At 43.3% G+C, this 24,764-nt stretch carries 17 protein-coding genes, 6 tRNA genes, 3 rRNA genes and 2 pseudogenes; 18 read left to right on the top strand and 10 right to left on the bottom strand.

The features are described from left to right. Positions 1-34: 34 nt before the first annotated feature. The 4 genes from trpA to MN200_RS13255 are packed head-to-tail and all read left to right on the top strand — an operon-like array spanning position 35 to position 4,015. On the top strand, positions 35-838 hold the full coding sequence (gene trpA / locus MN200_RS13270; RefSeq protein ID WP_005401958.1) for a tryptophan synthase subunit alpha: 804 nt from the start codon (positions 35-37) through the stop codon (positions 836-838). Continuing rightward, the gene (gene accD / locus MN200_RS13265) at positions 835-1,731 is read left to right on the top strand and encodes an acetyl-CoA carboxylase, carboxyltransferase subunit beta (RefSeq protein WP_005401957.1); all 897 of its coding nucleotides are present in this window, start codon (positions 835-837) and stop codon (positions 1,729-1,731) included. The genes trpA and accD overlap by 4 nt, the downstream gene beginning before the upstream one ends. Beyond that, the gene (gene folC, locus MN200_RS13260; RefSeq protein WP_058870257.1) at positions 1,728-3,011 is read left to right on the top strand and encodes a bifunctional tetrahydrofolate synthase/dihydrofolate synthase; all 1,284 of its coding nucleotides are present in this window, start codon (positions 1,728-1,730) and stop codon (positions 3,009-3,011) included. The genes accD and folC overlap by 4 nt, the downstream gene beginning before the upstream one ends. Next, positions 3,008-4,015, top strand: a complete 1,008-nt coding sequence (locus tag MN200_RS13255; protein ID WP_058870256.1) for an SPOR domain-containing protein — start codon at positions 3,008-3,010, stop codon at positions 4,013-4,015. Before folC ends, MN200_RS13255 begins: the two co-directional genes overlap by 4 nt. A 26-nt stretch (positions 4,016-4,041) precedes the next feature. Here MN200_RS13255 and MN200_RS13250 read toward each other — a convergent pair whose 3' ends face one another. From MN200_RS13250 to MN200_RS13240, 3 genes are all read right to left on the bottom strand, one after another. Next, positions 4,042-4,617, bottom strand: coding sequence for a dual specificity protein phosphatase family protein (locus tag MN200_RS13250; RefSeq protein WP_058870255.1), 576 nt, complete (start codon positions 4,615-4,617; stop codon positions 4,042-4,044). After that, positions 4,614-5,438: an MBL fold metallo-hydrolase gene (locus MN200_RS13245; RefSeq protein ID WP_058870254.1), complete on the bottom strand. Its 825-nt coding sequence runs from the start codon at positions 5,436-5,438 to the stop codon at positions 4,614-4,616. The genes MN200_RS13250 and MN200_RS13245 overlap by 4 nt, the downstream gene beginning before the upstream one ends. A 308-nt stretch (positions 5,439-5,746) precedes the next feature. After that, positions 5,747-6,388: a peroxiredoxin gene (locus MN200_RS13240; RefSeq protein WP_058870253.1), complete on the bottom strand. Its 642-nt coding sequence runs from the start codon at positions 6,386-6,388 to the stop codon at positions 5,747-5,749. Positions 6,389-6,732: 344 nt separating this feature from the next. Between MN200_RS13240 and MN200_RS13235 the strand changes: the two genes are divergently transcribed. From MN200_RS13235 to MN200_RS13195, 9 genes are all read left to right on the top strand, one after another. Beyond that, on the top strand, positions 6,733-7,152 hold the full coding sequence (locus MN200_RS13235) for a hypothetical protein (protein ID WP_058870252.1): 420 nt from the start codon (positions 6,733-6,735) through the stop codon (positions 7,150-7,152). Positions 7,153-7,365: 213 nt separating this feature from the next. After that, positions 7,366-10,089, top strand: coding sequence for a preprotein translocase subunit SecA (gene secA, locus MN200_RS13230; protein WP_058870251.1), 2,724 nt, complete (start codon positions 7,366-7,368; stop codon positions 10,087-10,089). 192 nt (positions 10,090-10,281) lie between these two features. Continuing rightward, the gene (locus MN200_RS13225) at positions 10,282-10,629 is read left to right on the top strand and encodes a hypothetical protein (RefSeq protein WP_058870250.1); all 348 of its coding nucleotides are present in this window, start codon (positions 10,282-10,284) and stop codon (positions 10,627-10,629) included. Between the two features lie 157 nt (positions 10,630-10,786). Next, on the top strand, positions 10,787-12,007 hold the full coding sequence (argJ, locus tag MN200_RS13220) for a bifunctional glutamate N-acetyltransferase/amino-acid acetyltransferase ArgJ (protein ID WP_058870249.1): 1,221 nt from the start codon (positions 10,787-10,789) through the stop codon (positions 12,005-12,007). A 145-nt stretch (positions 12,008-12,152) separates the two neighbouring features. Then, positions 12,153-13,220, top strand: a complete 1,068-nt coding sequence (gene nadA / locus MN200_RS13215) for a quinolinate synthase NadA (protein WP_058870264.1) — start codon at positions 12,153-12,155, stop codon at positions 13,218-13,220. Positions 13,221-13,373: 153 nt separating this feature from the next. After that, positions 13,374-13,450: transfer RNA gene (locus tag MN200_RS13210), tRNA-Pro, on the top strand. 46 nt (positions 13,451-13,496) lie between these two features. Continuing rightward, positions 13,497-13,573 (top strand) — tRNA-Arg (locus MN200_RS13205). Positions 13,574-13,608: 35 nt separating this feature from the next. After that, positions 13,609-13,684 (top strand) — tRNA-His (locus tag MN200_RS13200). Between the two features lie 18 nt (positions 13,685-13,702). After that, positions 13,703-13,779 (top strand) — tRNA-Pro (locus MN200_RS13195). 115 nt (positions 13,780-13,894) lie between these two features. Here the strand turns inward: MN200_RS13195 and MN200_RS13190 are convergent. From MN200_RS13190 to MN200_RS13180, 3 genes and pseudogenes are all read right to left on the bottom strand, one after another. Next, positions 13,895-14,373 (bottom strand): annotated as a pseudogene (locus MN200_RS13190) (OmpA family protein). After that, positions 14,367-15,605 (bottom strand): sensor domain-containing diguanylate cyclase, encoded by a 1,239-nt coding sequence (locus tag MN200_RS13185; RefSeq protein ID WP_058870248.1) that lies wholly within the window; start codon positions 15,603-15,605, stop codon positions 14,367-14,369. Before MN200_RS13185 ends, MN200_RS13190 begins: the two are co-directional and overlap by 7 nt. A 4-nt stretch (positions 15,606-15,609) precedes the next feature. Next, positions 15,610-16,110 carry a YfiR family protein gene (locus MN200_RS13180; RefSeq protein ID WP_058870247.1) on the bottom strand — a complete coding sequence of 167 codons (501 nt, stop codon included), beginning with the start codon at positions 16,108-16,110 and terminating at the stop codon, positions 15,610-15,612. Between the two features lie 506 nt (positions 16,111-16,616). Here MN200_RS13180 and MN200_RS13175 point away from each other — a divergent pair. From MN200_RS13175 to rrf, 5 genes are all read left to right on the top strand, one after another. Next, positions 16,617-18,154, top strand: a 16S ribosomal RNA gene (locus MN200_RS13175). A 61-nt stretch (positions 18,155-18,215) separates the two neighbouring features. Then, a tRNA-Ile gene (locus MN200_RS13170) sits at positions 18,216-18,292 on the top strand. A gap of 68 nt (positions 18,293-18,360) precedes the next feature. After that, positions 18,361-18,436, top strand: a tRNA-Ala gene (locus tag MN200_RS13165). 435 nt (positions 18,437-18,871) lie between these two features. Next, positions 18,872-21,765: ribosomal RNA gene (locus tag MN200_RS13160) — 23S ribosomal RNA — on the top strand. 175 nt (positions 21,766-21,940) lie between these two features. Next, positions 21,941-22,055: ribosomal RNA gene (gene rrf / locus MN200_RS13155) — 5S ribosomal RNA — on the top strand. The 16S, 23S and 5S rRNA genes sit together here with 2 tRNA genes alongside, the layout of an rRNA operon. Before the next feature lie 154 nt (positions 22,056-22,209). Here the strand turns inward: rrf and MN200_RS13150 are convergent. The 4 genes and pseudogenes from MN200_RS13150 to MN200_RS13135 form a co-directional block, all read right to left on the bottom strand. After that, positions 22,210-22,617, bottom strand: coding sequence for a roadblock/LC7 domain-containing protein (locus MN200_RS13150; protein ID WP_058870243.1), 408 nt, complete (start codon positions 22,615-22,617; stop codon positions 22,210-22,212). 18 nt (positions 22,618-22,635) lie between these two features. Then, a complete protein-coding gene (locus MN200_RS13145; protein ID WP_058870242.1) occupies positions 22,636-23,184 on the bottom strand; it encodes an ATP/GTP-binding protein in 549 nt (182 codons plus the stop codon). A 9-nt stretch (positions 23,185-23,193) separates the two neighbouring features. Next, on the bottom strand, positions 23,194-23,751 hold the full coding sequence (locus MN200_RS13140; protein ID WP_227509230.1) for a hypothetical protein: 558 nt from the start codon (positions 23,749-23,751) through the stop codon (positions 23,194-23,196). A gap of 489 nt (positions 23,752-24,240) precedes the next feature. Further along, positions 24,241-24,600, bottom strand: a pseudogene (locus MN200_RS13135) (roadblock/LC7 domain-containing protein). Between the last annotated feature and the right edge of the window lie 164 nt (positions 24,601-24,764).

Below are 24,764 nucleotides of genomic sequence, written 5' to 3'. Positions count from 1 at the left end.
TTAATTTTAAACAAGTTAAGGAAAGCACAACCCTATGTCACGTTTAGCCACTCGTTTTGGACAGCTTAAATCTCAACAGCGTAAAGCTTTGGTTTCTTATGTTATGGCTGGTGACCCTCATCCACAGGTAACAGTTCCTTTGTTACATCAGATGGTCGAGGCGGGTGTAGATGTGATTGAACTCGGTCTTCCATTTTCAGACCCTATGGCAGATGGTCCTGTGATTGCCCTTGCAGCAGAACGCGCATTGGCAGGTGGCACCAATACCTTAGATGCTTTGAATATGGTCAAAGAGTTCCGTCAAAAGGATCAAGAGACCCCAGTCGTATTGATGGGTTATCTGAATCCAGTTGAAGTCATTGGTTATGAAAAGTTTGTATCGACTGCGCATGCATGTGGTGTCGATGGCATTCTTCTGGTGGACTTACCACCAGAAGAAGCAGCAGAGCTTGATGTTGTATTGAAGCAATTTGATATGGATCAAATCTTTTTACTAGCGCCAACCTCAACGGACGAACGCATTAAACATGTGGTGAAACAGGCGAGTGGTTTCATCTATTACGTGTCTTTAAAAGGGGTCACAGGTGCAGCAACTTTAGACGTTGCTGAAGCTGCAAACCGAATTGCTAAAATTAAAGCAGAAACAGATATTCCTGTCGGTGTTGGTTTTGGGATCAGTGATGCGACATCTGCCAAAGCAATGGGCGGAGTGGCTGATGCTGTGATTGTTGGTAGTGCTTTTGTTAAGCAATTTGCAAACTTAGCACCAGAACAAGCCGTGGTTGAAACGGTTAATAAAGTCAAGGAGCTTCGAGCAGCGCTCGATGAGTTAGTATGAGTCAAGATGTTAAATCAGGGAAAATCCTAAGCCCATCGACGCCATGGACTGAACGTGGTGTACCTGGTATTCAAGTACCTGATGAGCAAACCTCACTCAAGGCGACGTTTACAGAACCAACGATTGAATGCCCTGAGTGCCATGCACTTGTTACACGTACTGCAATGTCATTTAACGCGTATGTTTGCCCTCAGTGTGATGAACATTTGCGTATGAAAGCCCGTGATCGTTTGAATTGGTTCTTTGACCAAGTGCAAACAGAGTTGGGACAAGAATTTAAAGCCAAAGATCCGTTGAAATTTGTCGACTCAAAGCCATATCCAGCGCGTATGTCTGAAGCACAGACCAAAACAGGTGAAACTGAAGCCTTGGTGGTGATGCAAGGTTTACTCAAAGGTATTCCTTTGATTGCCTGTGCCTTTGAATTCGACTTCATGGGTGGTTCAATGGGTACGGTTGTTGGTGACCGTTTTGTGCAAGCGGCTGAAAAAGCCATTGCGGACAAACAACCCCTGATTTGCTTTGCTGCTTCAGGCGGTGCGCGTATGCAAGAAGGCATGTTGTCTTTGATGCAAATGGCGCGTACTTCAGCGGCCATCCAAAAAATGAAAGACGCGGGTCTGCCATATTTGGTGGTGTTGACGCATCCAGTTTACGGCGGTGTAACGGCATCTTTAGCGATGCTCGGTGATGTACATATTGCAGAGCCGAAAGCGATGATTGGTTTTGCAGGTAAACGCGTGATTGAACAAACTGTGCGTGAAAAGCTAGAAGAGCCGTTCCAGCGTGCGGAATATTTGCTTGATCATGGTGTAATCGATCAAATTGTTCACCGTCACGCATTACGTGATACAGTTTATCGTATTGTCGCGAAACTGATGAATTTGTCTTGAACACAGCACCACTTGCAACAGACTCTTTAGAAACATGGCTCGATTATTGGGGCCATGTTCACGTTACGGGGATTGATTTAGGATTGGAACGGGTCATTCCTGTAGCTGAAAAGCTCGGTGTAACGCGTCCCGATGCCAAAGTTTTAACTGTAGCGGGAACCAATGGAAAAGGTTCGACCACCACCACACTGGCTGCCATTTTAAATGCGCAAGGCTATAAGGTGGGATTGTATCAGTCACCACATATTTACCGTTTTAATGAGCGGGTTAAATTGCGTGGTGTAGAGGTCGATAACCAACGTTTGGTCGATGCTTTTGTACAAGTGGATCAAGCGCGCCGTGATTGTGATTTAAGCCTCTCGTTCTTTGAGGCGACCACACTCGCGGCTTTTGTCATTTTTAAAGACCAAGCATGTGATGTTTGGGTGCTTGAAGTAGGTCTAGGTGGTCGTTTAGATGTGGTCAATGTGATTGAACCCGATGTTGCGGTGATCACCAATATTGGTTTAGACCATACTGACTGGCTGGGCGATACTATTGAAAAGATTGCCTTTGAAAAGGCAGGTATCATCCGTCCTAATATTCCTGTGGTGTTTGGTGGCTTACAACAAATCCCTCAAGCGATTATCGATAAAGCGGATGCTTGTGCTGCAAAACTTTATGCAGTGAATCGTGACTATTTTTATCAACGTAGTGAGCATGGTCAGTCATGGATGTTTGCATCCAGTGGTACCACTTTAAATTTACCTCTTGGCACATTGGCGGTTGAGAATATTTCAACAGCAGTTGCAGCAGTACTTCTTAGTGGTTTAACTGTCACTCAAGCGGCTATTTCTGAAGGAATTCAAAACGCAAAACTGCAAGGTCGTTTTGAAATTCGCCAAATACAGAACAAAACGGTAATTTTTGATGCAGGACATAACCCGCATGGTGTTGCTTTTTTATTAAATCAATTGCGAAATTTCCTAAAATACAATAAACAGTACACTGAAGTAGTCAGTGTTTTCTCGATGTTGGCAGATAAAGATGTGAAATCTGTCACAGAGTTATTGAAAGACTCCATACAAACGTGGAAAATTGCGGCATTAACGGTCCCGCGTGCAGCTCCAATTGAACAATTGGATCAAGCGCTGCAAGGACAACATGTGCAGCACTTTGACAGTGTGAAATTGGCTTTTAAATCAGCGCTCGACGAAACAAAGAATAATCAGCTGATTTTGGTATGTGGTTCATTTCATACCTTAGAAGCGGTATGGGAGTATTTGGAAGAATGTCAATGAATAGCAAACAACGTTGGATGGGTGGCGTTGTTTTATTAGGTGGTGGTGTCCTTTTGGCGGCATTACTGCTTAAAGGCAAAGAAGAAATACATCAAAATAATATTAAAACACCAGAGCTAGTCACACAAAATGTGCAACGCAATGCCGAAGGTGAGTTGGTTCAACTTCAGCCGTTAACGGTTGATGTCGAAACAGAAAAGCGTTTACTGGAACAACAACGTGTAGCACGTGAAAAATCGGTTGCTGAACAAGAAGCTCGTGCGGCCGAATTTTTAGCAATGCAACAGCAAGCCGAAGCAGATGCTGCGCGTAAAGCAGCGGAAGAATATGCCGCGTTGAATGCACACCGTAATGCTGCACAGCAAAGCTCGGACAACATTCCACCAGAATTGGTTGAAGATGAAAAAGCCAAGCAACAGCGAATTGCTGCTGACAAAGCGGCTGAAGTAAAGAAGTTGGAACAGCAAAAGCTGCAAGCGCGTACTGAGGCTGAAAAAGCAGCGGCTGCAAAAAAACTGGCTGAGCAAAAAAACTTAGCAGAAAAGCAAGCGCTTGAAGATAAAGCTAAGCGAGAAGCAGAGGCTAAACGTAAAGCAGAAGACGAGCGTAAGGCTGAAGCGAAAAAAGAAGCTGAACGTAAAGCCGATGCTGAGAAAAAAGCGGAAGACAAACGTAAGGCAGATGAAAAGCGTAAAGCTGATGAAGCCAAGAAAAAGGCGGAAGCTGAAAAAGCACGTGATTTGCTTGAACATGGCGATAAGCAATGGATGGTACAGGTGGCATTGGCTGCCAATGAAGCCAATGCGGATGCACTGGCTGCTAAGCTTCGTGCCAAGGGCTATAAGGTCACTAAAAGTCCAACCTCTAAAGGCGTACGGATTATGGTGGGGCCATCTAAAGACCGTGATACTGCCGATGCAGCCCGCAAGAAGATTACTTCAGATGCGAGCCTTGGCATGAAATCTGCATGGGTGATTGACTGGGTGCCACTCGACAAACGCTAAGACCGGGTTCAACCCAATTACCTTTACTAAGATGGATTCAACAGTTGCTGTTGAATCCATTTTATATTTTCGGGGCTAAATAAAGGCTCAATATTTTGCCAAATTGGATGAAAACCATAACCGCCATGTTTCATCTCAGCCAAGGCATCAGCGGTAGACCAGTTTTGAAAAATAATGCGATACATAGCCACACTGGCGCCTGTACGGTCTGAACCATGGTAGCAATGCAATAAAACTTTTTGCTGGTTTTGCTGCGCATGTTGAATTTGTTGCATGACTTTTAACAAATCGTCTCGGTCAATCGCCCATGTATGAATCGGGATATGTACCAGTTTAAACCCTTGGTTAGACAGTTTTTTCAGGTCTTGATTGTGCGAGCGTAAATTAATGATCACATCAATTTCTTGTGCTTTTAAACTCGGAACTAAATCTTGATCGGGTTGCTCACTACGAAAAACAGTTTCACTGATTTGATAGAAATTATGCTCAGGCTGCATCGACTGTCCCCAGTGTTGTGGACGCTCTGCATCGGGCAGCGCAGGCGTAGTCATACAGCCAGAAACACTGATACACAGAGAAAGCATAACAAGATATTTGGTCATAGGATCAGGCTCTGATGGTGTGAAAGTTCAACAGGATCATGTGCGCAAAAGATTTCGATAAGTGGTTCCGACTGCGCCAATTGTTGAATTTTATGCAGGTTGCTTAAACGTTGCGCATTATCTTCGGCAAAAAATACTTCCAAGGCATTTAAGCTGCGAAGTTTATTTTGAGGGTTGAGTTCAAGGTGGGAGTAGTAGGCATCCCCGCAGAAGAGTTTCCAACCCTGCTGGGTTTTAATGGCAATGCCACAGTGACCTTCAGTATGCCCAAACAGCGGAATCAAAAGAATCTCATTATGAAATAAGTCAAATCCTTGCACTTGAGTCAAATTAAACCATGCGTCACCGTGAATTGGCTCAATAAAGTGCCAATGGCGATGCTGCTGAAATTGTTGTGTTTTATAACGGGCTTTATTTTTAAATGACTTCAGGTTTTGTGCCGCATTATATTCGTTAGACAGGATATGTACTGTTGCATTGGGAAAGTCGGAAATACCCCCCGCATGGTCAAAATCCAGATGTGAAACCAAAATGTGTTTGACATCCTTTGGGCTAAAGCCAAGTTTTTGGATTTGTGCAATGGCTGTTAATTCTAAGTTTTGTTCAATTTTTCCAATTCGAGCCACCAACTGCCCCAAACGCTGTTTGGTGTGTAGATAGTCCTGTATGCCTAAGCCCGTATCAATCAGCACCAGCCCTTGATCTGTTTCAACCAAAAGACAATGGCACACGACCTTAGCTTGAAAACCTTTTTGACCAAAGAGTGGGGCACACACTGGACACATGGTGCCGCAATGTAAATGGTGAATGTTATAGATCATAAAGTCATTTTTATCGTATTGTTTTGACTGTTATAGCGGAAGATTTGAGTTTTAACAGTTTGATTTTGTTAAAGAGTCATGTATGCCTGCTTTAAAAGAAAAAAGCCTGTCGATTGACAGGCTTTCAAAAGTTCAAACTCGGCTCGTCATTGGAGTTTGAAACGATCATACAAGGTGACTCTGAACGTATTTCTATTGTTTAGTTTCCTCTCTGGATTACTTGGAGTTCAGTGCCCCATTTTTGTTTTCAATGGGGCTGCTCGGTTAAAACTTCGGGCTTTGCTTGTCTGCTGCAACAGCAGATTATTTTATCCTTGCTCAGGCTGTGGAGTCAGGCGTAAATACGGGGTGACTGCTTTATAACCTTTCGGAAAGCGCTGTGCGATTTCAGCTTCATCTTTGAGTGATGGCACAATCACCACATCCTCACCTTGTTGCCAGTTCGCAGGAGTTGCAACTTTGTGATGATCAGTCAGTTGCAGTGAGTCAATCACGCGTAAGATTTCATGGAAATTACGACCTGTTGATGCGGGATAAGTGATAATCAAACGGACTTTTTTGTTTGGGTCGATAATCACTAAAGAGCGAACCGTTAATGTTTCACTGGCATTGGGATGGATAAAACCATATAGCTCAGACACTTTACGGTCTTGGTCGGCAATGATCGGGAAATTCACCGTGGTATTTTGGGTTGCATTGATGTCTTTAATCCAACCTAAATGTGACTCAATATCATCGACTGAGAGGGCAATGGCTTTTACTCCACGTTTTTCAAATTCATCTTTGAGTTTTGCGGTAAAGCCAAGCTCGGTGGTACATACTGGCGTGTAGTCAGCAGGATGTGAAAACAGTACCCCCCAGCTGTCACCTAAAAATTGATAAAAATCAATTTCGCCTTCGCTCGAAGCCTGTTGAAAGTTGGGTGCGATGTCGCCTAAACGTAAACTCATGTTGAACCTCAAATTATCTTTATGTCTATGGAATGAACATCACTATGGCGCAATTTCTTTTGCATGAAAAATAGTGTTTTATTATTTGTTTATACAAAATATTCATAATTGATCGGATACGTGTTCTGTATTTGGTATGCCAAAGATGACCTCATTGTTGCTCTAGACACCGCTTATTTGCATATTTGGTAACGGTGTTTAGATGAGATTTTTTCTGCTTTTGTGAAGTGTATCGCTCTATAGAATTGATCGCACATACGATCGGCTATAATTATTTTCATGATTGATTTATAGTTGTTTTTTAAAGCAATTCCACAAAGTATAAAAACTTGAGCATTCCAACAATGAAAAAAATAGGTATCGCCCTGACTTTAGTGCTATGGGGACTGGAAGTAACCCATGCGCAGAATGGTGGGCAATTGAAACAAGCCCAAGTCAGTACTGCTCGTCAAACGCCACAACAAATTACAGATCAATATCTAGCGTCTCAAAAAAGCCTTACACAGCGGAAAGTGGCGCTATCTCAGGCTCTCGAACAGGAGTTAGCTCGAGGTCAGAATGCGAATAATATTTATCAAATTGTTTGTGTACAGCTTGTTCCGATTCTTACCGCAATGCGAGTCAATGATGAACAACTCTTGGGTTTCCTACAGAGCATAAATCCAAGTCAGTCAAATAATGGGGTGAAAGCCTCGCTGCGGCAAAATCAAGCACTTGAAAGCAAAACCTTGAATAACTGCAAACAATTAAAGTCACTACTTTAAAAAAGGCCTTGAATCCTGATGAGTCGGATGAAATCTCTATGTCGGCTGTTTAAAATTTGTTACATTAGTTTGCCTTAGATTCGACGGGCTAGAAACAATGAATAGATTTTTTAAATGGTTTTGTGTAAAGCCCTTGTACTTCAAATTTCTAGCACCATAATAACGACTAAGAAAACATATTCATTTGACAAGCAAGATTTAGAGAGTCTATTCATGTTGGCAAGTCTGATCGGAGGAATCTTCGGTACCAAAAATGAGCGCGAACTCAAACGCATGCGTAAAATCGTAGACAAGATTAATGCGCTCGAGCCGACGATATCCGCTCTTGGCGATGCAGACTTATCTGCAAAAACTGAAGAATTTAAACAACGATATAACAAGGGTGAAAGCCTCGATAAATTACTCCCAGAAGCATTTGCCGTCTGCCGTGAAGCAGCTAAGCGTGTGATGGGCATGCGTCATTACGATGTACAGCTGATCGGTGGTATTACCTTACACGAAGGTAAAATTGCAGAGATGCGTACAGGTGAAGGTAAAACCCTGATGGGTACCTTGGCGTGTTATTTAAACGCGATTAGTGCTCAAGGTGTTCACGTCATTACCGTGAATGACTACTTGGCACAGCGTGATGCTGAATTAAATCGTCCGCTCTTTGAATTCTTGGGTTTAAGCATCGGGATTATCTATTCCATGCAAGATCCAACAGAGAAAGCTGAAGCCTATCGTGCCGATATTACCTACGGTACCAACAACGAATTTGGCTTTGACTATCTACGTGACAACATGGTGTTCTCGCTTGCTGAGAAAAAACAACGTGGTTTGATCTATGCCATCATCGATGAAGTCGATTCGATCTTAATTGATGAAGCGCGTACGCCTTTGATTATTTCAGGCCAAAGTGATGATTCTTCACAGTTGTATGCCGCAATCAATAGCATTCCGCCCAAACTGCATGCGCAGAAAGAAGAAAAAGTCGCGGATGGTGGTCATTTCTGGATCGATGAAAAACAACGTTCTGTTGAAATGACAGAAATTGGTTTTGAAACAGTTGAAAATGAACTGATTGAAATGGGCTTGTTGGCTGAAGGTGAAAGCCTGTATTCATCGACCAACCTAAATCTAGTTCATCATGTTACTGCTGCCATTCGTGCGCATTACTTGTATCAACGCAATGTGCATTACATCATCAATGATGGTGAAGTGATCATTGTCGATGAAAACACAGGACGTACCATGCCTGGTCGTCGCTGGTCTGAAGGTTTACACCAAGCAGTTGAAGCAAAAGAAGGCTTAGAAATCCAGCCTGAAAACCAAACGCTTGCAACCACAACCTTCCAAAACTATTTCCGTCTATACAAAAAGCTTTCGGGTATGACCGGTACTGCCGATACTGAAGCTGCGGAAATGAAAGAAATTTATGGTCTAGACGTGGTGATCATTCCGACGCATCGTCCAATGATTCGTCTCGACCAAAACGATTTAATCTATTTAAATCGTAATGGTAAATACAACGCGATTATTCAAGAAATTCAACGCGTGCATGAGTCTGGTGTCGCACCAATTTTGATTGGTACTGCAACGATTGAAGCGTCTGAGATTCTGTCGGATAAATTGAAAGAAGCAGGCATTCAGCATGAAGTGTTGAACGCAAAACAACACGAACGTGAAGCGGATATCATTGCGCAAGCGGGTGCACCGCGAGCAGTAACCATTGCAACCAACATGGCAGGTCGTGGTACAGACATTCTGCTCGGTGGTAACTGGAAAGCTTTACTGGCAAAAATTGAAAACCCAACCCCTGAAGATGAAGCGCGCTTAAAAGCCGAATGGGAACAAAACCATGAAATGGTATTGAGTTCGGGTGGCTTACACATCATTGGTTCTGAGCGTCATGAATCACGTCGTATTGATAACCAGCTTCGTGGTCGTGCAGGTCGTCAGGGTGACCCTGGTGTATCACGTTTCTATTTGTCACTTGAAGATGACTTAATGCGTATCTTTGCGGGTGATCGTGTTGTGGGCATGATGCGTGCGATGGGCTTACAAGAAGACGAAGCCATTGAGCATAAAATGGTGTCACGTTCGATTGAAAATGCGCAGCGTAAAGTTGAAGCACGTAACTTCGATATTCGTAAGAACTTATTGAAATACGATGACGTCAACAACGAACAGCGTAAAATTATTTACTCGCAACGTGATGAAGTTTTGGCCGAAAGCACATTGCAAGATTATATCGAAGAGATGCAACGTGATGTGATTAAAGGTGTGATTTCTAACTATATCCCACCTGAGTCAATTCATGATCAATGGGATATTGATGGGCTTGAAAAAGCGTTACGTGAAGACCTTGCAATTGATTTGCCAATCAACCAATGGTTGGAAGATGACCGTCGTTTAGATGAAGAGTCTTTGGTTGAGCGTATTACTGATGAAGTGGTACAGCGCTACCGTAGCCGCCGTGAGCAAATGGGGGATGAAACAGCAGTTATGCTGGAGCGTCACTTCATGCTGAACTCGCTGGATCGTCACTGGAAAGATCACTTGGCGGCGATGGATTATTTACGCCAAGGCATTCATTTACGTGGTTATGCACAGAAAAATCCTGAGCAAGAATACAAAAAAGAAGCGTATAACTTATTTGTAAATATGTTGGCGATTATTAAATCAGATGTTGTGACTGACTTATCTCGCGTACATGTACCAACGGCTGAAGAGCTGGCTGAAATGGAAGCTCAAAAGCAAGCTCAAGCTGAAGCGATGCAATTGAACTTGTCGCATGCAGACTTTGATGGTTTGTTGGCCGATGATCAAAGCCACTTCGCAGAAGTAGATGCACAATACGAGCCTGTAGAAGAGTTTACGGCACCTGCGAGTCGTAACGCGCCTTGCCCATGTGGTTCAGGCTTAAAATACAAACAGTGTCACGGTAAAATCTAAACTGTAAACGAGTGAAAAAGCAGAACTTCGGTTCTGCTTTTTATTGGTATGACTGAAAAATTGACGTTAAGATCAATCCAAATACGATTCTGATTACAGCTAAAGCGTTGCATAATGTGAATAGCATTTGCAGTGTTAGGCATTAAATGCTATTTAGTTGCTCATCATCTAAACCTCTAAAGTGGAAAGACAATGAAAAAAGTATTAAAACCAATCATGATTGTAGCTTTAGCGCTTCCAACTTTTGCATTTGCAGATACCACTACCGCAGCTAAAGTTCAACAAGCGCGCGGTGCAACTACAGCACCTGCGGCACAAGCCAATGGCAATATTACGGTACAAAGTCCGCGTACAGGGATTCGTTATACCTTTGCTAACCCAAATCAACGCTCAGTGGTTCTGCAAACGGCTGTTATTGCTCCTGTAAATGCAGCAACGGTGAATCGTATTGTGGCTTCAAACCCAGCGCTTTCTCCTGTAAGTCAAGAAAATGCTAAACAAGCGCTTTTGTCTAGCTCAGCACAGCTTGCTTCAAATTAATCAAATGCTGCTGCATAAAACCAATCTTCGGATTGGTTTTTTTATGTCAAAAATGAGTGTGCATTGAAAAGTTAAAGCAAACAAAGTCTTCTGCTCGATTTTTTCTGAAAATTCTAATAAGCTGTGTTTTTTCTAACAAATGAATTGGACGTTTAGGATGCCAGTAGGTGACGTATCAATGCCACAAATGCACGTGGTGAAAGGGGTGAGAATCGGAACGGCTGAAGCTTATGTGCGCTATCAGAACCGACGTGATCTTGTCATTTTCGAATTTGCTGAAGGAACGAATGTTGCGGGTGTTTTCACTCAAAATGCGTTCTGTGCAGCACCTGTGCATGTGTCAAAAGCGCACTTACAAGTGGCGAATCCGCGCTACCTCATTATTAACACTGGCAATGCCAATGCAGGTACAGGCAAGACAGGCATGCTGAATGCTGAGCGTACTTGTGCAAAATTGGCTGAGCTTGCCGGTGTGCAAGCAACGGAAGTGTTACCGTTTTCAACAGGGGTGATTGGTGAACAATTGCCGTTGGAGCGTTTGTTAAATGGTTTACAGCCTGCATTAAATAGTTTGTGTGCTGATGCTTGGGGTGCTGCTGCTACTGGGATTATGACCACAGACACCACACCAAAAGGTGCATCTGAGCAATTCGAATTGGATGGCGTCACGTATACCATGACGGGTATTTCTAAGGGTGCAGGCATGATTCGTCCCAACATGGCAACGATGTTGGGCTATGTAGCAACCGATGCACCTATCAGCCGCGAGTTGGTTCAGCAACTGTTGAGCGAAACGGTCAATGTTTCGTTTAACCGAATTACCATTGATGGTGATACTTCAACCAATGACTCCTGTATCTTTGCGGCTACGGGTCAAGCGGGTGGTGTTGAAATTAGCTCAACCCAAGATCCACGCTATACCGTAGTGCTAGATGTACTCACGCGTATGATGAAGCGCCTTGCACAACTGATTGTGCGTGATGGTGAAGGCGCAACCAAGTTTATTACGGTTGCAGTTGAAGGTGGGTATGACACGCAAGAATGCTGCGATATTGCTTATAGTATTGCGCATTCACCTTTGGTTAAAACCGCGATATTTGCCTCCGATCCGAACTGGGGACGTATCTTGGCTGCGATTGGTTATGCTGGGGTTAAAAATTTAGATGTTGAAAAAATTCAAGTTTGGTTAGATGATGTGCAAATCTGTAAGGATGGTGGCGCAGCTGCCGATTACACGGAAGCGGAAGGTGCTCGTGTAATGTCGCAAGCTGAAATGACCATTCGTGTAGATCTAGGACGCGGGGCAGCGAAAGACACAGTGTATACCTGTGACTTATCTTATGACTATGTAAAGATTAATGCGGATTATCGCTCTTAATCTTAACGAGTTTTAAAAAAGCCTCCTTTGTAGGCTTTTTTACCATAAGAACTTTTGAATGATTGGTCAAAAGCCGAGAAGCCATTTGGCCAATAAATTAAGTGCGGGACTTGCTTGCCGACAAGCATGAAGGGATGAATGAATGATGAACAATGCGACCAATTTAATTGCCAATGACGCAAAATTAATTGTGCAGGCGCATTTGGACCGTTTGGGTGAAACCAAAGACTCAAAGCTCAGTGATGAAGTGAAGCAAGAAAAATTTGCCTTAATCTTGGCCGAGTTGAAAAAGCGCGATGCGGTATTGGTAGCGCACTACTATTGCGATCCTGAAGTGCAGGAATTGGCGGAGTTAAGTGGTGGCTGTGTTTCTGATTCATTGGAAATGGCACGTTTTGGTCGTGATCATCCAGCATCGACCTTGGTGGTGGCGGGCGTTAAATTTATGGGTGAAACCTCAAAAATTTTATCACCGAATAAAACCATTCTGATGCCAACTTTAGAGGCTACATGTTCTTTAGATTTGGGTTGTCCTGTTGAAGAATTCAGTCAGTTTTGTGATGCCCATCCAGACCATACAGTAGTGGTCTATGCCAACACTTCAGCAGCCGTTAAAGCTCGTGCTGATTGGGTGGTGACTTCAAGTTGTGCAGTCGAAATTATTGAGCATTTAGACAGTTTGGGTGAAAAGATTATTTGGGCGCCCGATCAGCATTTAGGCCGTTATATTCAAAAGAAAACAGGCGCAGACATGTTGCTTTGGGATGGTGCTTGTATTGTGCATGAAGAATTCCGTGCACGTGGGATTGCGCAAATGAAGGCGCTGTATCCTGATGCTGCGGTGCTGGTACATCCTGAGTCACCTGAGTCAGTGGTGGATGTTGCTGATGCCGTTGGAAGTACTTCGCAACTAATCAAAGCTGCGCAAACTTTACCCAATGAGCGACTGATTGTGGCAACTGATCGGGGTATTTTCTACAAAATGCAACAAGCGGTGCCCAACAAAATTTTGGTTGAAGCACCAACAGCTGGAGAGGGTGCAACCTGTCGTTCTTGTGCACATTGTCCATGGATGGCAATGAATGAGCTGGATGGTATTTTAGAGGTATTACAGCGTGGCGATCAGGAAATATTTGTAGACCCGGTACTTGCTGAGCGTGCGAAATTACCTTTAGATCGCATGTTGGATTTCAGTGCATCGCTAAAACGTTAAAATTTGTATAAAAAATGCCTGAAACGCTTGATTAATATACATTTGACGTGATTTTTTTATTTTTTTTAAATATAGGTGTTGACGTTATCAAGCGTCACGCCTAGAATGCACACCGTACTGAACGAGATGTTCGATACAAAAGCTGAGATGAATCGGAGCATAGCACAGCCTGGTAGTGCACCTGGTTTGGGACCAGGGGGTCGTAGGTTCGAATCCTACTGCTCCGACCAATTCTTCAAGGCAAGGTTATCCATAATACCTCGTATTATTGGTCATGCGCCTGTAGCTCAGTTGGATAGAGCATCCGCCTTCTAAGCGGATGGTCACAGGTTCGAATCCTGTCAGGCGCGCCATTAGGTAGCTTGGTATTAAGAACCGACACGTTATGGTGGATGTAGCTCAGTTGGTAGAGCCCTGGATTGTGATTCCAGTTGTCGCGGGTTCGAATCCCGTCATTCACCCCAACTTTAAAAAGTTGAAATCGGAGCATAGCACAGCCTGGTAGTGCACCTGGTTTGGGACCAGGGGGTCGTAGGTTCGAATCCTACTGCTCCGACCATTTATTGAAATGGTCGAGATAAAGATGCCGCGTTAAGCGGTTTTTTTATGCCTGAAATTTAGTAAAGTACATAAAAAAGCCTTCGTGACGAAGGCTAAAGATAAAACATAAATATTTATGGAATAATAATAATATTCACGCGACGATTTAGCGCTCGATTTTCCTCGCTGCTATTTTCTACCAGAGGTTGTGATGCACCGCGACCCATGCTCTGAATATTTTGAGTTTTAAACCCTGTTTCGATAAAAATCTGGCTAACCGTTGATGCGCGTTTCTCGGAGAGTGTTTGATTGTAGCTTGGGTCACCAATATTATCTGTATGTCCAACCACTTTAATTTTATTCAAATTATACTGCTGCAATTGTTTGGAAAGCGCTTCGAGTGCAGGTTTTTGAGCGGCTTGAATATCGGATTGGTCAAAACCAAACAATAATTTTTCAGGCAGTCTCAGCGTCCAGCCTTCTTCGGTCAGGGTAAAGCCTTGTTTCTTCAGCTGCGTGCTTGCTTATAGTTGAGATGTCCTAAACTCAAGCAGCCAGATAAAGCAGTGATAAGACCTGCGATAAGAATAAATTTACAAAGATGTTTTAACATGAGGATTCCTGATCAGGATTTAGGCAAGGTGTGATGTACCACCCTTGAGCTAAGTTTTTGGCTTTATACATGGCATTGTCTGCTTCAGCAATCAAATCTTCAGGCGTTGTTGCACATTTTGAAAAAGCAACGCCAATACTGAAACTAAAATGAATCTGATGTTCATCAAAAGATAATGGTGCTTTACTGCATTCGATTAAATGCTCACAAATCAGTTCTAAATGATCATAGTGTTTGATATTGCGGAGCAGAATTGCAAATTCATCACCGCCTAAGCGCGCAACCACATCGTGGCTTCTGACATTCTTTTTCAAACGTTGGGCCATTTCTTTGAGGACGGCATCACCTGCTAAGTGCCCATAAACATCATTAATGTTTTTAAAGTTATTGTTGTCAATAAAAAAGAGAGCGGTCTGGTTTTTCTCAGGGTGCTCAAATTGATTGAACAAAATATTGTAAAAATAATGACGATTCGGGAGTTCAGTTAACTGATCATGCAATGCTTGATGTGATAATTGAGAGTTTTCGCTTTGTAGCTTTTCATTGGTACGCTGCACCTTATCTAATAAATTATTAAATGCACCACTGATGACGCGAAACTCATAAATGGGGGATGATGGAAGACGTGCTTGATATTGAGTATCAAGATTAAGGCTTTCAACGGTATTGACCATGGGTTGAATCGAGTGCATCAGTTTTTGATAGGTTGAATGTACCAACCACAACATAATCAACAGGATGACAAAAATCCCAGCGGAGAGACAAATCAAGAGCTGAAAGAAAAAGCTCATGAGTTGAGTGGCACTACCGTAAATGATCAATGTCCCGTACTGGTTATTTTGATGTTTGATGGTGCGTGTCACAGGGTGTTTAAAGAAGACCTTATCAAACAGATTTTCCATCCATGCAAACTCAGGTGTAGGTTTGTATGCTTCGGCCAGTGGTTTCCCTTGTAGGTTGATGACTTGAATAGCACGAATTGGATATTGCTGAATATGATTATTCAGTGTTTGCTGTAGTGTAATAGGATCATTGAAAATGACAGCAGGTTGAATTTGCTCACTTAAGGTTGCGCTAAAAATATTAAGGCTTTGCTTGGCGTAGGTATTCATGGTGTAGATGGAAATCACCACGAAAATTAAACTACAAATTCCAAGAGTAAGAGCAAAAATCAGCAATTGAGACTGACTAAAAATTTTTTGTAGGGAAGTATTAGAGCTTTTACGAAACATTGACTTAAGGCTCCGTAGATTTTGCTAATAATAAAACACGTGGATCTACACGCACTTGGGACTGGGACAGGCTGGCCAAGTTTACCTTAAAGGAAGTTCGCGTTTTGTTTTGATATAAGCAAAATGCGCTACCTAATTCGCATTCAGTATTGTTAGAGCTAAAAGTCAGTGGAGTATCTTTTAGGTTATTTATAATATTTTGCTCTTCACGTGGTGTGTAGGTTGAGAAAAAAACAGCATTGCACATAACCTTATTTAATTCAGACAAACTGACCGCTTGAATTTGATACGCATTTTTGAGTTGCTGATTCGCTTGAATGAACTGATTGGATAATTGGCTGTTATTTAAAATACATAAAGAAATAGGATTGGGGGTATTCCAACGTACATAGCTCAAAATCGTCAATGTGGTTGCGGGGAGATTTAGTTGTGGTTGTGCCTGCACCTGAGAAATCATTAAGCAGGACAAAAGGGTTAAATAAATTTTGTATTTAAAAGCTGTCATTATTCATTTTGCTTGGCAGCGAAAGTGAGCTTATTTTAACGAAAAATAAACAGTGATGGTTAAAATTGCTTTAATAATCGACAAAAATCACATTTTTGACCAAAAAATATGCGCTTGAAATAAAATAATAGAAAAAGGCGTTGCAAGGGGTTGGAAATACTGTAGAATGCACATCCATCGGCGGTGATGTTGATTAAAACTTGTTGAGAAACAAGGATTTAGCCCAAGCGGTAGAATCTGGAAGTCTTGAATAAGTTTGAAAATAATTAACAAAACCAGTTGACTTCTTCTTGAAAGAGAGTAGTATAGCCGACCTAGCTTGCTGATGACGAATCAGCAAGAAGATCATTAAGAGATTATGAAGAACAACTTGTGTGGATTTTTACTGATTGATCGATCGAAAATATTTCATTGATTGATGGTAAAAATTACTCGAAGTTTATTTGAGAAATATTTGTCAGAAAATTGATGAGCCAAGATTTGTAGCCATAAGCTACTAATGATTTTAACTGAAGAGTTTGATCATGGCTCAGATTGAACGCTGGCGGCAGGCTTAACACATGCAAGTCGAGCGGGGAAGGGTAGCTTGCTACCTAACCTAGCGGCGGACGGGTGAGTAATGCTTAGGAATCTGCCTATTAGTGGGGGACAACATTCCGAAAGGAATGCTAATACCGCATACGCCCTACGGGGGAAAGCAGGGGATCTTCGGACCTTGCGCTAATAGATGAGCCTAAGTCAGATTAGCTAGTTGGTGGGGTAAAGGCCTACCAAGGCGACGATCTGTAGCGGGTCTGAGAGGATGATCCGCCACACTGGGACTGAGACACGGCCCAGACTCCTACGGGAGGCAGCAGTGGGGAATATTGGACAATGGGCGCAAGCCTGATCCAGCCATGCCGCGTGTGTGAAGAAGGCCTTTTGGTTGTAAAGCACTTTAAGCGAGGAGGAGGCTACTGGTATTAATACTACCGGATAGTGGACGTTACTCGCAGAATAAGCACCGGCTAACTCTGTGCCAGCAGCCGCGGTAATACAGAGGGTGCGAGCGTTAATCGGATTTACTGGGCGTAAAGCGTGCGTAGGCGGCTTCTTAAGTCGGATGTGAAATCCCTGAGCTTAACTTAGGAATTGCATTCGATACTGGGAAGCTAGAGTATGGGAGAGGATGGTAGAATTCCAGGTGTAGCGGTGAAATGCGTAGAGATCTGGAGGAATACCGATGGCGAAGGCAGCCATCTGGCCTAATACTGACGCTGAGGTACGAAAGCATGGGGAGCAAACAGGATTAGATACCCTGGTAGTCCATGCCGTAAACGATGTCTACTAGCCGTTGGGGCCTTTGAGGCTTTAGTGGCGCAGCTAACGCGATAAGTAGACCGCCTGGGGAGTACGGTCGCAAGACTAAAACTCAAATGAATTGACGGGGGCCCGCACAAGCGGTGGAGCATGTGGTTTAATTCGATGCAACGCGAAGAACCTTACCTGGTCTTGACATAGTAAGAACTTTCCAGAGATGGATTGGTGCCTTCGGGAACTTACATACAGGTGCTGCATGGCTGTCGTCAGCTCGTGTCGTGAGATGTTGGGTTAAGTCCCGCAACGAGCGCAACCCTTTTCCTTATTTGCCAGCGGGTTAAGCCGGGAACTTTAAGGATACTGCCAGTGACAAACTGGAGGAAGGCGGGGACGACGTCAAGTCATCATGGCCCTTACGACCAGGGCTACACACGTGCTACAATGGTCGGTACAAAGGGTTGCTACCTAGCGATAGGATGCTAATCTCAAAAAGCCGATCGTAGTCCGGATTGGAGTCTGCAACTCGACTCCATGAAGTCGGAATCGCTAGTAATCGCGGATCAGAATGCCGCGGTGAATACGTTCCCGGGCCTTGTACACACCGCCCGTCACACCATGGGAATTTGTTGCACCAGAAGTAGGTAGTCTAACCGCAAGGAGGACGCTTACCACGGTGTGGCCGATGACTGGGGTGAAGTCGTAACAAGGTAGCCGTAGGGGAACCTGCGGCTGGATCACCTCCTTAACGAAAGATTGACGATTGGTAAGAATCCACAACAAGTTGTTCTTCATGACGATGTATCTGAGGGTCTGTAGCTCAGTTGGTTAGAGCACACGCTTGATAAGCGTGGGGTCACAAGTTCAAGTCTTGTCAGACCCACCAAATCTGACTAACAAGCATTGTTAAATGCTGAATACAGAAAAACAGAAACATTGACTTATTGATAAGCTGGGGACTTAGCTTAGTTGGTAGAGCGCCTGCTTTGCACGCAGGAGGTCAGGAGTTCGACTCTCCTAGTCTCCACCAAATTTCAAGACAAGAAAACTTAAAGCACTGCTTTAAGGCTTTTCCTTGAAATTTAAGCAAGAAGCTATGCTTCGCGCAGATAGGTTGGATTACAGAAATTAGTAAGTAGATAACTTATTAACTTCTGTGATTTATCACAGTTTCCTGACCTGACGAAGGCTGGAAAAATCATTAACAGAATATATTTGAGTTGAAATAATTTGTTCATACTCGTTTTTAAGATCGACATTAACAGTGATTTATTACTGATTGATGAAGATTGAAGAAATGAGTTACTAGCGAAATTAACTGAATCAAGCGTTTTGGTATGTGAATTGAATTGAAGCTGTACAGTGTTTAAGTACACAGAACAACAAACTGTAAGGAAGTGATGAGAAATCATCATAGACTGTCTTAATCCTACTTGTAGGGATTAACGACTGTTTGGGGTTGTATAGTCAAGTAATTAAGTGCATGTGGTGGATGCCTTGGCAGTCAGAGGCGATGAAAGACGTAATAGCCTGCGATAAGCTCCGGGGAGGCGGCAAATATCCTGTGATCCGGAGATTTCTGAATGGGGAAACCCACCTGTCATAAGGCAGGTATCGTATGATGAATACATAGTCATACGAGGCGAACGAGGGGAAGTGAAACATCTCAGTACCCTTAGGAAAAGAAATCAATTGAGATTCCCTCAGTAGCGGCGAGCGAACGGGGAAAAGCCCATTAAGTCATATCAGTTTTAGTGGAATGCTCTGGGAAGTGCAACCATAGTGGGTGATAGTCCTGTACACGAAAGGGCTGATATGATGATGTCGAGTAGGGCGGGGCACGTGAAACCTTGTCTGAATATGGGGGGACCATCCTCCAAGGCTAAATACTCCTGACTGACCGATAGTGAACCAGTACCGTGAGGGAAAGGCGAAAAGAACCCCTGTGAGGGGAGTGAAATAGATCCTGAAACCGCATGCATACAAGCAGTGGGAGCCGACATGTTCGGTGACTGCGTACCTTTTGTATAATGGGTCAGCGACTTACATTCAGTAGCAAGGTTAACCGCATAGGGGAGCCGTAGAGAAATCGAGTCTTAATAGGGCGTTTAGTTGCTGGGTGTAGACCCGAAACCGGGTGATCTATCCATGAGCAGGTTGAAGGTTGGGTAACACTAACTGGAGGACCGAACCCACTGTCGTTGAAAAGCCAGGGGATGACTTGTGGATAGGGGTGAAAGGCTAATCAAACTCGGTGATAGCTGGTTCTCCCCGAAAGCTATTTAGGTAGCGCCTCGGACGAATACCATTGGGGGTAGAGCACTGTTTCGGCTAGGGGGTCATCCCGACTTACCAAACCGATGCAAACTCCGAATACCAATGAGTACTATCCGGGAGACAGACTGCGGGTGCTAACGTCCGTAGTCAAGAGGAAAACAATCCAGACCGCCAGCTAAGGCCCCAAAATTATAGTTAAGTGGGAAACGATGTGGGAAGGCATAGACAGCTAGGAGGTTGGCTTAGAAGCAGCCACCCTTTAAAGAAAGCGTAATAGCTCACTAGTCGAGTCGGCCTGCGCGGAAGATGTAACGGGGCTAAAACTATATGCCGAAGCTGCGGATTTGCAATTTATTGCAAGTGGTAGGGGAGCGTTCTGTAAGCCGATGAAGGTGTATTGAGAAGTATGCTGGAGGTATCAGAAGTGCGAATGCTGACGTGAGTAACGACAATGCGAGTGAAAAACTCGCACGCTGAAAGACCAAGGGTTCCAGTCCAACGTTAATCGGGGCTGGGTGAGTCGACCCCTAAGGCGAGGCCGAGAGGCGTAGTCGATGGGAAATTGGTTAATATTCCAATACTTCTATGTAATGCGATGAGAGGACGGAGAAGGTTAAGTCAGCCTGGCGTTGGTTGTCCAGGTGGAAGGTTGTAGGCATGTATCTTAGGCAAATCCGGGGTACTCTATGCTGAGAACTGATAGCAAGCTGTACTTGTACAGTGAAGTGGCTGATACCATGCTTCCAGGAAAAGTCTCTAAGCTTCAGTTACATAGGAATCGTACCCGAAACCGACACAGGTGGTCAGGTCGAGTAGACCAAAGCGCTTGAGAGAACTCTGCTGAAGGAACTAGGCAAAATGGTACCGTAACTTCGGGAGAAGGTACGCTGCCGACGGTGATAGGATTTACTCCTTGAGCTATTGGCAGCCACAGAAACCAGGCCCCTGCAACTGTTTATTAAAAACATAGCACTCTGCAAACACGAAAGTGGACGTATAGGGTGTGATGCCTGCCCGGTGCTGGAAGGTTAATTGATGGGGTTAGCGTAAGCGAAGCTCTTGATCGAAGCCCCAGTAAACGGCGGCCGTAACTATAACGGTCCTAAGGTAGCGAAATTCCTTGTCGGGTAAGTTCCGACCTGCACGAATGGCATAATGATGGGGGCGCTGTCTCCAGCAGAGACTCAGTGAAATCGAATTCGCCGTGAAGATGCGGTGTACCCGCGGCTAGACGGAAAGACCCCGTGAACCTTTACTGCAGCTTGACATTGAACTTTGATCTTACTTGTGTAGGATAGGTGGGAGGCTTTGAAACCGAGACGCTAGTTTCGGTGGAGCCAATCTTGAAATACCACCCTGGTAATATTGAGGTTCTAACTCTGTCCCGTTATCCGGGACGAGGACCATGTCTGGTGGGTAGTTTGACTGGGGCGGTCTCCTCCTAAAGAGTAACGGAGGAGTACGAAGGTGCGCTCAGCGTGGTCGGAAATCACGCGTAGAGTATAAAGGCAAAAGCGCGCTTAACTGCGAGACCCACAAGTCGAGCAGGTACGAAAGTAGGTCTTAGTGATCCGGTGGTTCTGTATGGAAGGGCCATCGCTCAACGGATAAAAGGTACTCTGGGGATAACAGGCTGATACCGCCCAAGAGTTCATATCGACGGCGGTGTTTGGCACCTCGATGTCGGCTCATCTCATCCTGGGGCTGAAGCAGGTCCCAAGGGTATGGCTGTTCGCCATTTAAAGAGGTACGCGAGCTGGGTTTAGAACGTCGTGAGACAGTTCGGTCCCTATCTACCGTGGGCGTTGGAAATTTGAGAGGATCTGCTCCTAGTACGAGAGGACCAGAGTGGACGAACCTCTGGTGTACCGGTTGTGACGCCAGTCGCATCGCCGGGTAGCTATGTTCGGAAGGGATAACCGCTGAAAGCATCTAAGCGGGAAGCCTACCTCAAGATAAGATTTCCCTAGGACTTTATGTCCTCTAAAGAGCCGTTGAAGACTACGACGTTGATAGGTTGGATGTGGAAGCATAGTGATATGTGAAGCTGACCAATACTAATTGCTCGTGAGGCTTGACTATACAACACCCAAACAGTTGGTGTTGTGGTTCAAATCACTGCAAACAACTTGATTTAGTTATAAAGCTAGATAAAATATCCAACTCAAATATACCTGTTAATAACTCATTTGATGAAAGTTAGGCACGAAGAGCACTGCTCTGAGGTTAGACCCAACGAATAGTCATAAACAGTTGTGCTGGCGACAATAGCAAGAGTGAACCACCTGATCCCTTCCCGAACTCAGAAGTGAAACCTCTTAGCGCTGATGGTAGTGTGGAGTTATCCATGTGAGAGTAAGTCATCGCCAGCTCATTAATTCTAAATCCCCCTCCGCTTAATGCAGAGGGGGATTTTTTTATGCAAGGAAGATTAGAATAAGAAGAAGCGGCTAAAACATAGCCTTTAAAATTTAATAGGTTTCGTCCTTAATAAAAATTAAATTTTTTTATATTTTATCAGAGATATCAATATTGCATAACACGGTTGCTGGCATTTTTTAGCGTGTAGAGTAGCTGCCCTAATAGTACATCTTTTTCAGTTAAGGTCACGATAATCATTGGGTGATTTGAAGAAGGGATCGAGGTTAAAATGGCTTTACCATTGTCTGCATCCAAAGTAATTGATTGACAACCTTCGAGATGAATTTCATTCATAAAGGCTGCAACCATAGCTAAAATCGAGCTACTAACTGCTGCGAGTTTAGTGCTGTTATAACCATCTCTCTTATAGACATGGGTTAACTCGAAGCCATCTGTGCTACACAGCATGACATAATTGACACTGCGGACATTCATAAGAACATCTTGAATCTCATTCTTTGCAAAATCAATTAACTCTTTTGGTGCGGTGCGGCTTTGCGCTAAAGTAAACATATAGAACCTCGTTAAGGGTTAATTGGCAATATTTGAGTTGATCTCAATGGAGGTAATGAGCGCTACTAATAATAACAAAACGTCATCTTTCTTCCTTGCATCGATAAAGAAGAGTGGAGAAAAGAGATCATTTTGGAGTAACCAGTCTTTATAGATAGTGGTTGATTTAGTTGATTCAGAAAGAAGATCGGTATGTGTAATGCCGATTGCAATATTATCGGTAAAATTTTGAAAGGTTTCCAGATAGCTTTCTAATTCTTGAATAGGGTTATCTGAATGATGGTCAATCAAAATCACAGCACCAATAGCACCTTTAGTAATGGCAGACCAAATAAAGTCGAAGCGGCTTTGCCCAGGTGTACCATATAGCCCAATGGTCAGGTTTTCATCAAGCGTGATTTCACCATAATCAATACCAACGGTGGTTTCTAATTTAGTATGGCGCTGTGCATCTGTATTGAAAGCCTCCGTTTGCAGTACGGGAATTTCTGAGAGTGATCGAATCGCCTCCGTTTTACCCGCGCCCATACCACCAGCAAAAACAATTTTAAAGCGTTGTAAAATCATATTATTATCCTATATGCCTAGTTTTTTTCTTAGTTTTCCAAAAAAGCTTTTAATTAATCCAGCTTCTTCTGTAACTTGAGGCATTTCTGGTGGGTTAAAGTGTTTATCCCAAATATTGATTTTTGAGAGATTATGGGTCGCGATATTGGCTGCAATAAAGCGCTGCACAGTTTCAATGGGGAGGTTCAATTGCGTCGCAATTTTTGAGACTTTACCACCTTGAATAAAGCAGCTGGAAAGTTGAAAAATGGTTTTCCTGTCCACATTGCTTGCTGGCTTAGGCCACATATGGATCTTAAAGTGCCCATCTTCAGGTGCAATTTCTTTCAAAAATATGGGTGAGTCCCAAAAAAACTGCCATAACCAGTCGCTAAGTATATGGGGTTGCTTACGTGAGACTTTCATGAAGTTACTGGTGCTGGCAATGTCATAATCAAAACCAGAATCTGTAAAGGTTTGTTCTCGTTCTATATTGAGCCAAGCGATATTTTTCTGAATATCAATAATGGCAATGGTGCCCAAAGTATCAAAAAGATGTAGCTTTGAGTTGCGTTCGGTATCCAGCATTTTGCTGAAATATTCTAATTTATAGGGTGTTTTTTATTCTGAGTTTCGATAGGAAGGATTTGTTGATTGTTAAAAGAGGGATGTAGTAGATGTTGAATAATCCAATTCGAGAAGCTTTCAAGATGTGTAATTGGTAAAGAAAGTATGTTTTCGTGGAGTCGGTTTTCGTTATAGTTTTGCTTAGAAATTTTTAGCCATGGGAACTGACGACTTCGAATGATCTTTTGGATCCCTTCGGTTTCATAAAAACTTTCATGGATAAATAAACAATCAATAGTTGGGTCAGCAGCGGAGCTCCAGTTAATTTGATACTCTTAAGGAATGAGATTACGTAGCTGTGTTTTAAGTTCGTCAGAATGGTTTGAACTCAGGCCGGTAATCGCAATATTAATATATTGCTTATTCATAGTGTTTCTTTAATTTAATTAGGTTGAAGAGGACAACGCATACAACCCCTTTCCCAAAAGGATGAGAAAGGGGCAATTCAAATTAAGAAAAATCTAGGCCTTTTTCATATCCTTTGAGTTCATGGCGAGCCATGGCAAGATTTGCTTTAGAGCGTTCAAGGACAAGATATAAGAAAATTTTGTCATTGCCTTCTAAAGGACGAATAAGGTGATACTACTTACCCAGCGTAATTAAAATATCTTCGATGGTGTCATTCAAGTTCAATGCTTGTGCAACACGTCGTTTTGAGCGAACGACTTCACTATTACCTGCAGCCGCGAGTTCTAAATCGATGCTTCCACCGCCTTGAGTTGCTAGGGCCAAACCGCTTTCCCCATCGACCAATGCTGCTGCATAGAATCCATCGATATTTGCTAATGCTTCCAATGACACTTTAGCCATAGTTTTTCTCTTTAATTTTATGAGTTTTGAAATCCTTTTAACTTGTTGTTTCACAAGTCGATTTAATTATATGGACGGCGTGAAAAAATTATCATTATAAATAAATGTAACAAAAAAAAGATGAATAAATGTACGATTAAACCCGAGGCTTTTAGTCAGTTTTT

The organism is Acinetobacter sp. LUNF3, from assembly GCF_022699605.1.
Lineage (GTDB): Bacteria > Pseudomonadota > Gammaproteobacteria > Pseudomonadales > Moraxellaceae > Acinetobacter > Acinetobacter johnsonii.
This window is presented reverse-complemented; position numbering and strand designations above follow the sequence as displayed.

Bases quoted from the DNA above. Each gene is read 5' to 3' on its own strand.
- nadA (WP_058870264.1), top strand. From the start codon at position 12,153: ATGAACAATGCGACCAATTTAATTGCCAATGACGCAAAATTAATTGTG.
- MN200_RS13150 (WP_058870243.1), bottom strand. From the start codon at position 22,617: ATGTTTACTTTAGCGCAAAGCCGCACCGCACCAAAAGAGTTAATTGAT.
- MN200_RS13225 (WP_058870250.1), top strand. From the start codon at position 10,282: ATGAAAAAAGTATTAAAACCAATCATGATTGTAGCTTTAGCGCTTCCA.
- MN200_RS13185 (WP_058870248.1), bottom strand. From the start codon at position 15,605: ATGTTTCGTAAAAGCTCTAATACTTCCCTACAAAAAATTTTTAGTCAG.
- accD (WP_005401957.1), top strand. From the start codon at position 835: ATGAGTCAAGATGTTAAATCAGGGAAAATCCTAAGCCCATCGACGCCA.
- trpA (WP_005401958.1), top strand. From the start codon at position 35: ATGTCACGTTTAGCCACTCGTTTTGGACAGCTTAAATCTCAACAGCGT.
- MN200_RS13140 (WP_227509230.1), bottom strand. From the start codon at position 23,751: ATGCTGGATACCGAACGCAACTCAAAGCTACATCTTTTTGATACTTTG.
- MN200_RS13250 (WP_058870255.1), bottom strand. From the start codon at position 4,617: ATGACCAAATATCTTGTTATGCTTTCTCTGTGTATCAGTGTTTCTGGC.
- MN200_RS13235 (WP_058870252.1), top strand. From the start codon at position 6,733: ATGAAAAAAATAGGTATCGCCCTGACTTTAGTGCTATGGGGACTGGAA.
- MN200_RS13240 (WP_058870253.1), bottom strand. From the start codon at position 6,388: ATGAGTTTACGTTTAGGCGACATCGCACCCAACTTTCAACAGGCTTCG.
- secA (WP_058870251.1), top strand. From the start codon at position 7,366: ATGTTGGCAAGTCTGATCGGAGGAATCTTCGGTACCAAAAATGAGCGC.
- argJ (WP_058870249.1), top strand. From the start codon at position 10,787: ATGCCAGTAGGTGACGTATCAATGCCACAAATGCACGTGGTGAAAGGG.
- MN200_RS13145 (WP_058870242.1), bottom strand. From the start codon at position 23,184: ATGATTTTACAACGCTTTAAAATTGTTTTTGCTGGTGGTATGGGCGCG.
- MN200_RS13180 (WP_058870247.1), bottom strand. From the start codon at position 16,110: ATGACAGCTTTTAAATACAAAATTTATTTAACCCTTTTGTCCTGCTTA.
- MN200_RS13245 (WP_058870254.1), bottom strand. From the start codon at position 5,438: ATGATCTATAACATTCACCATTTACATTGCGGCACCATGTGTCCAGTG.
- MN200_RS13255 (WP_058870256.1), top strand. From the start codon at position 3,008: ATGAATAGCAAACAACGTTGGATGGGTGGCGTTGTTTTATTAGGTGGT.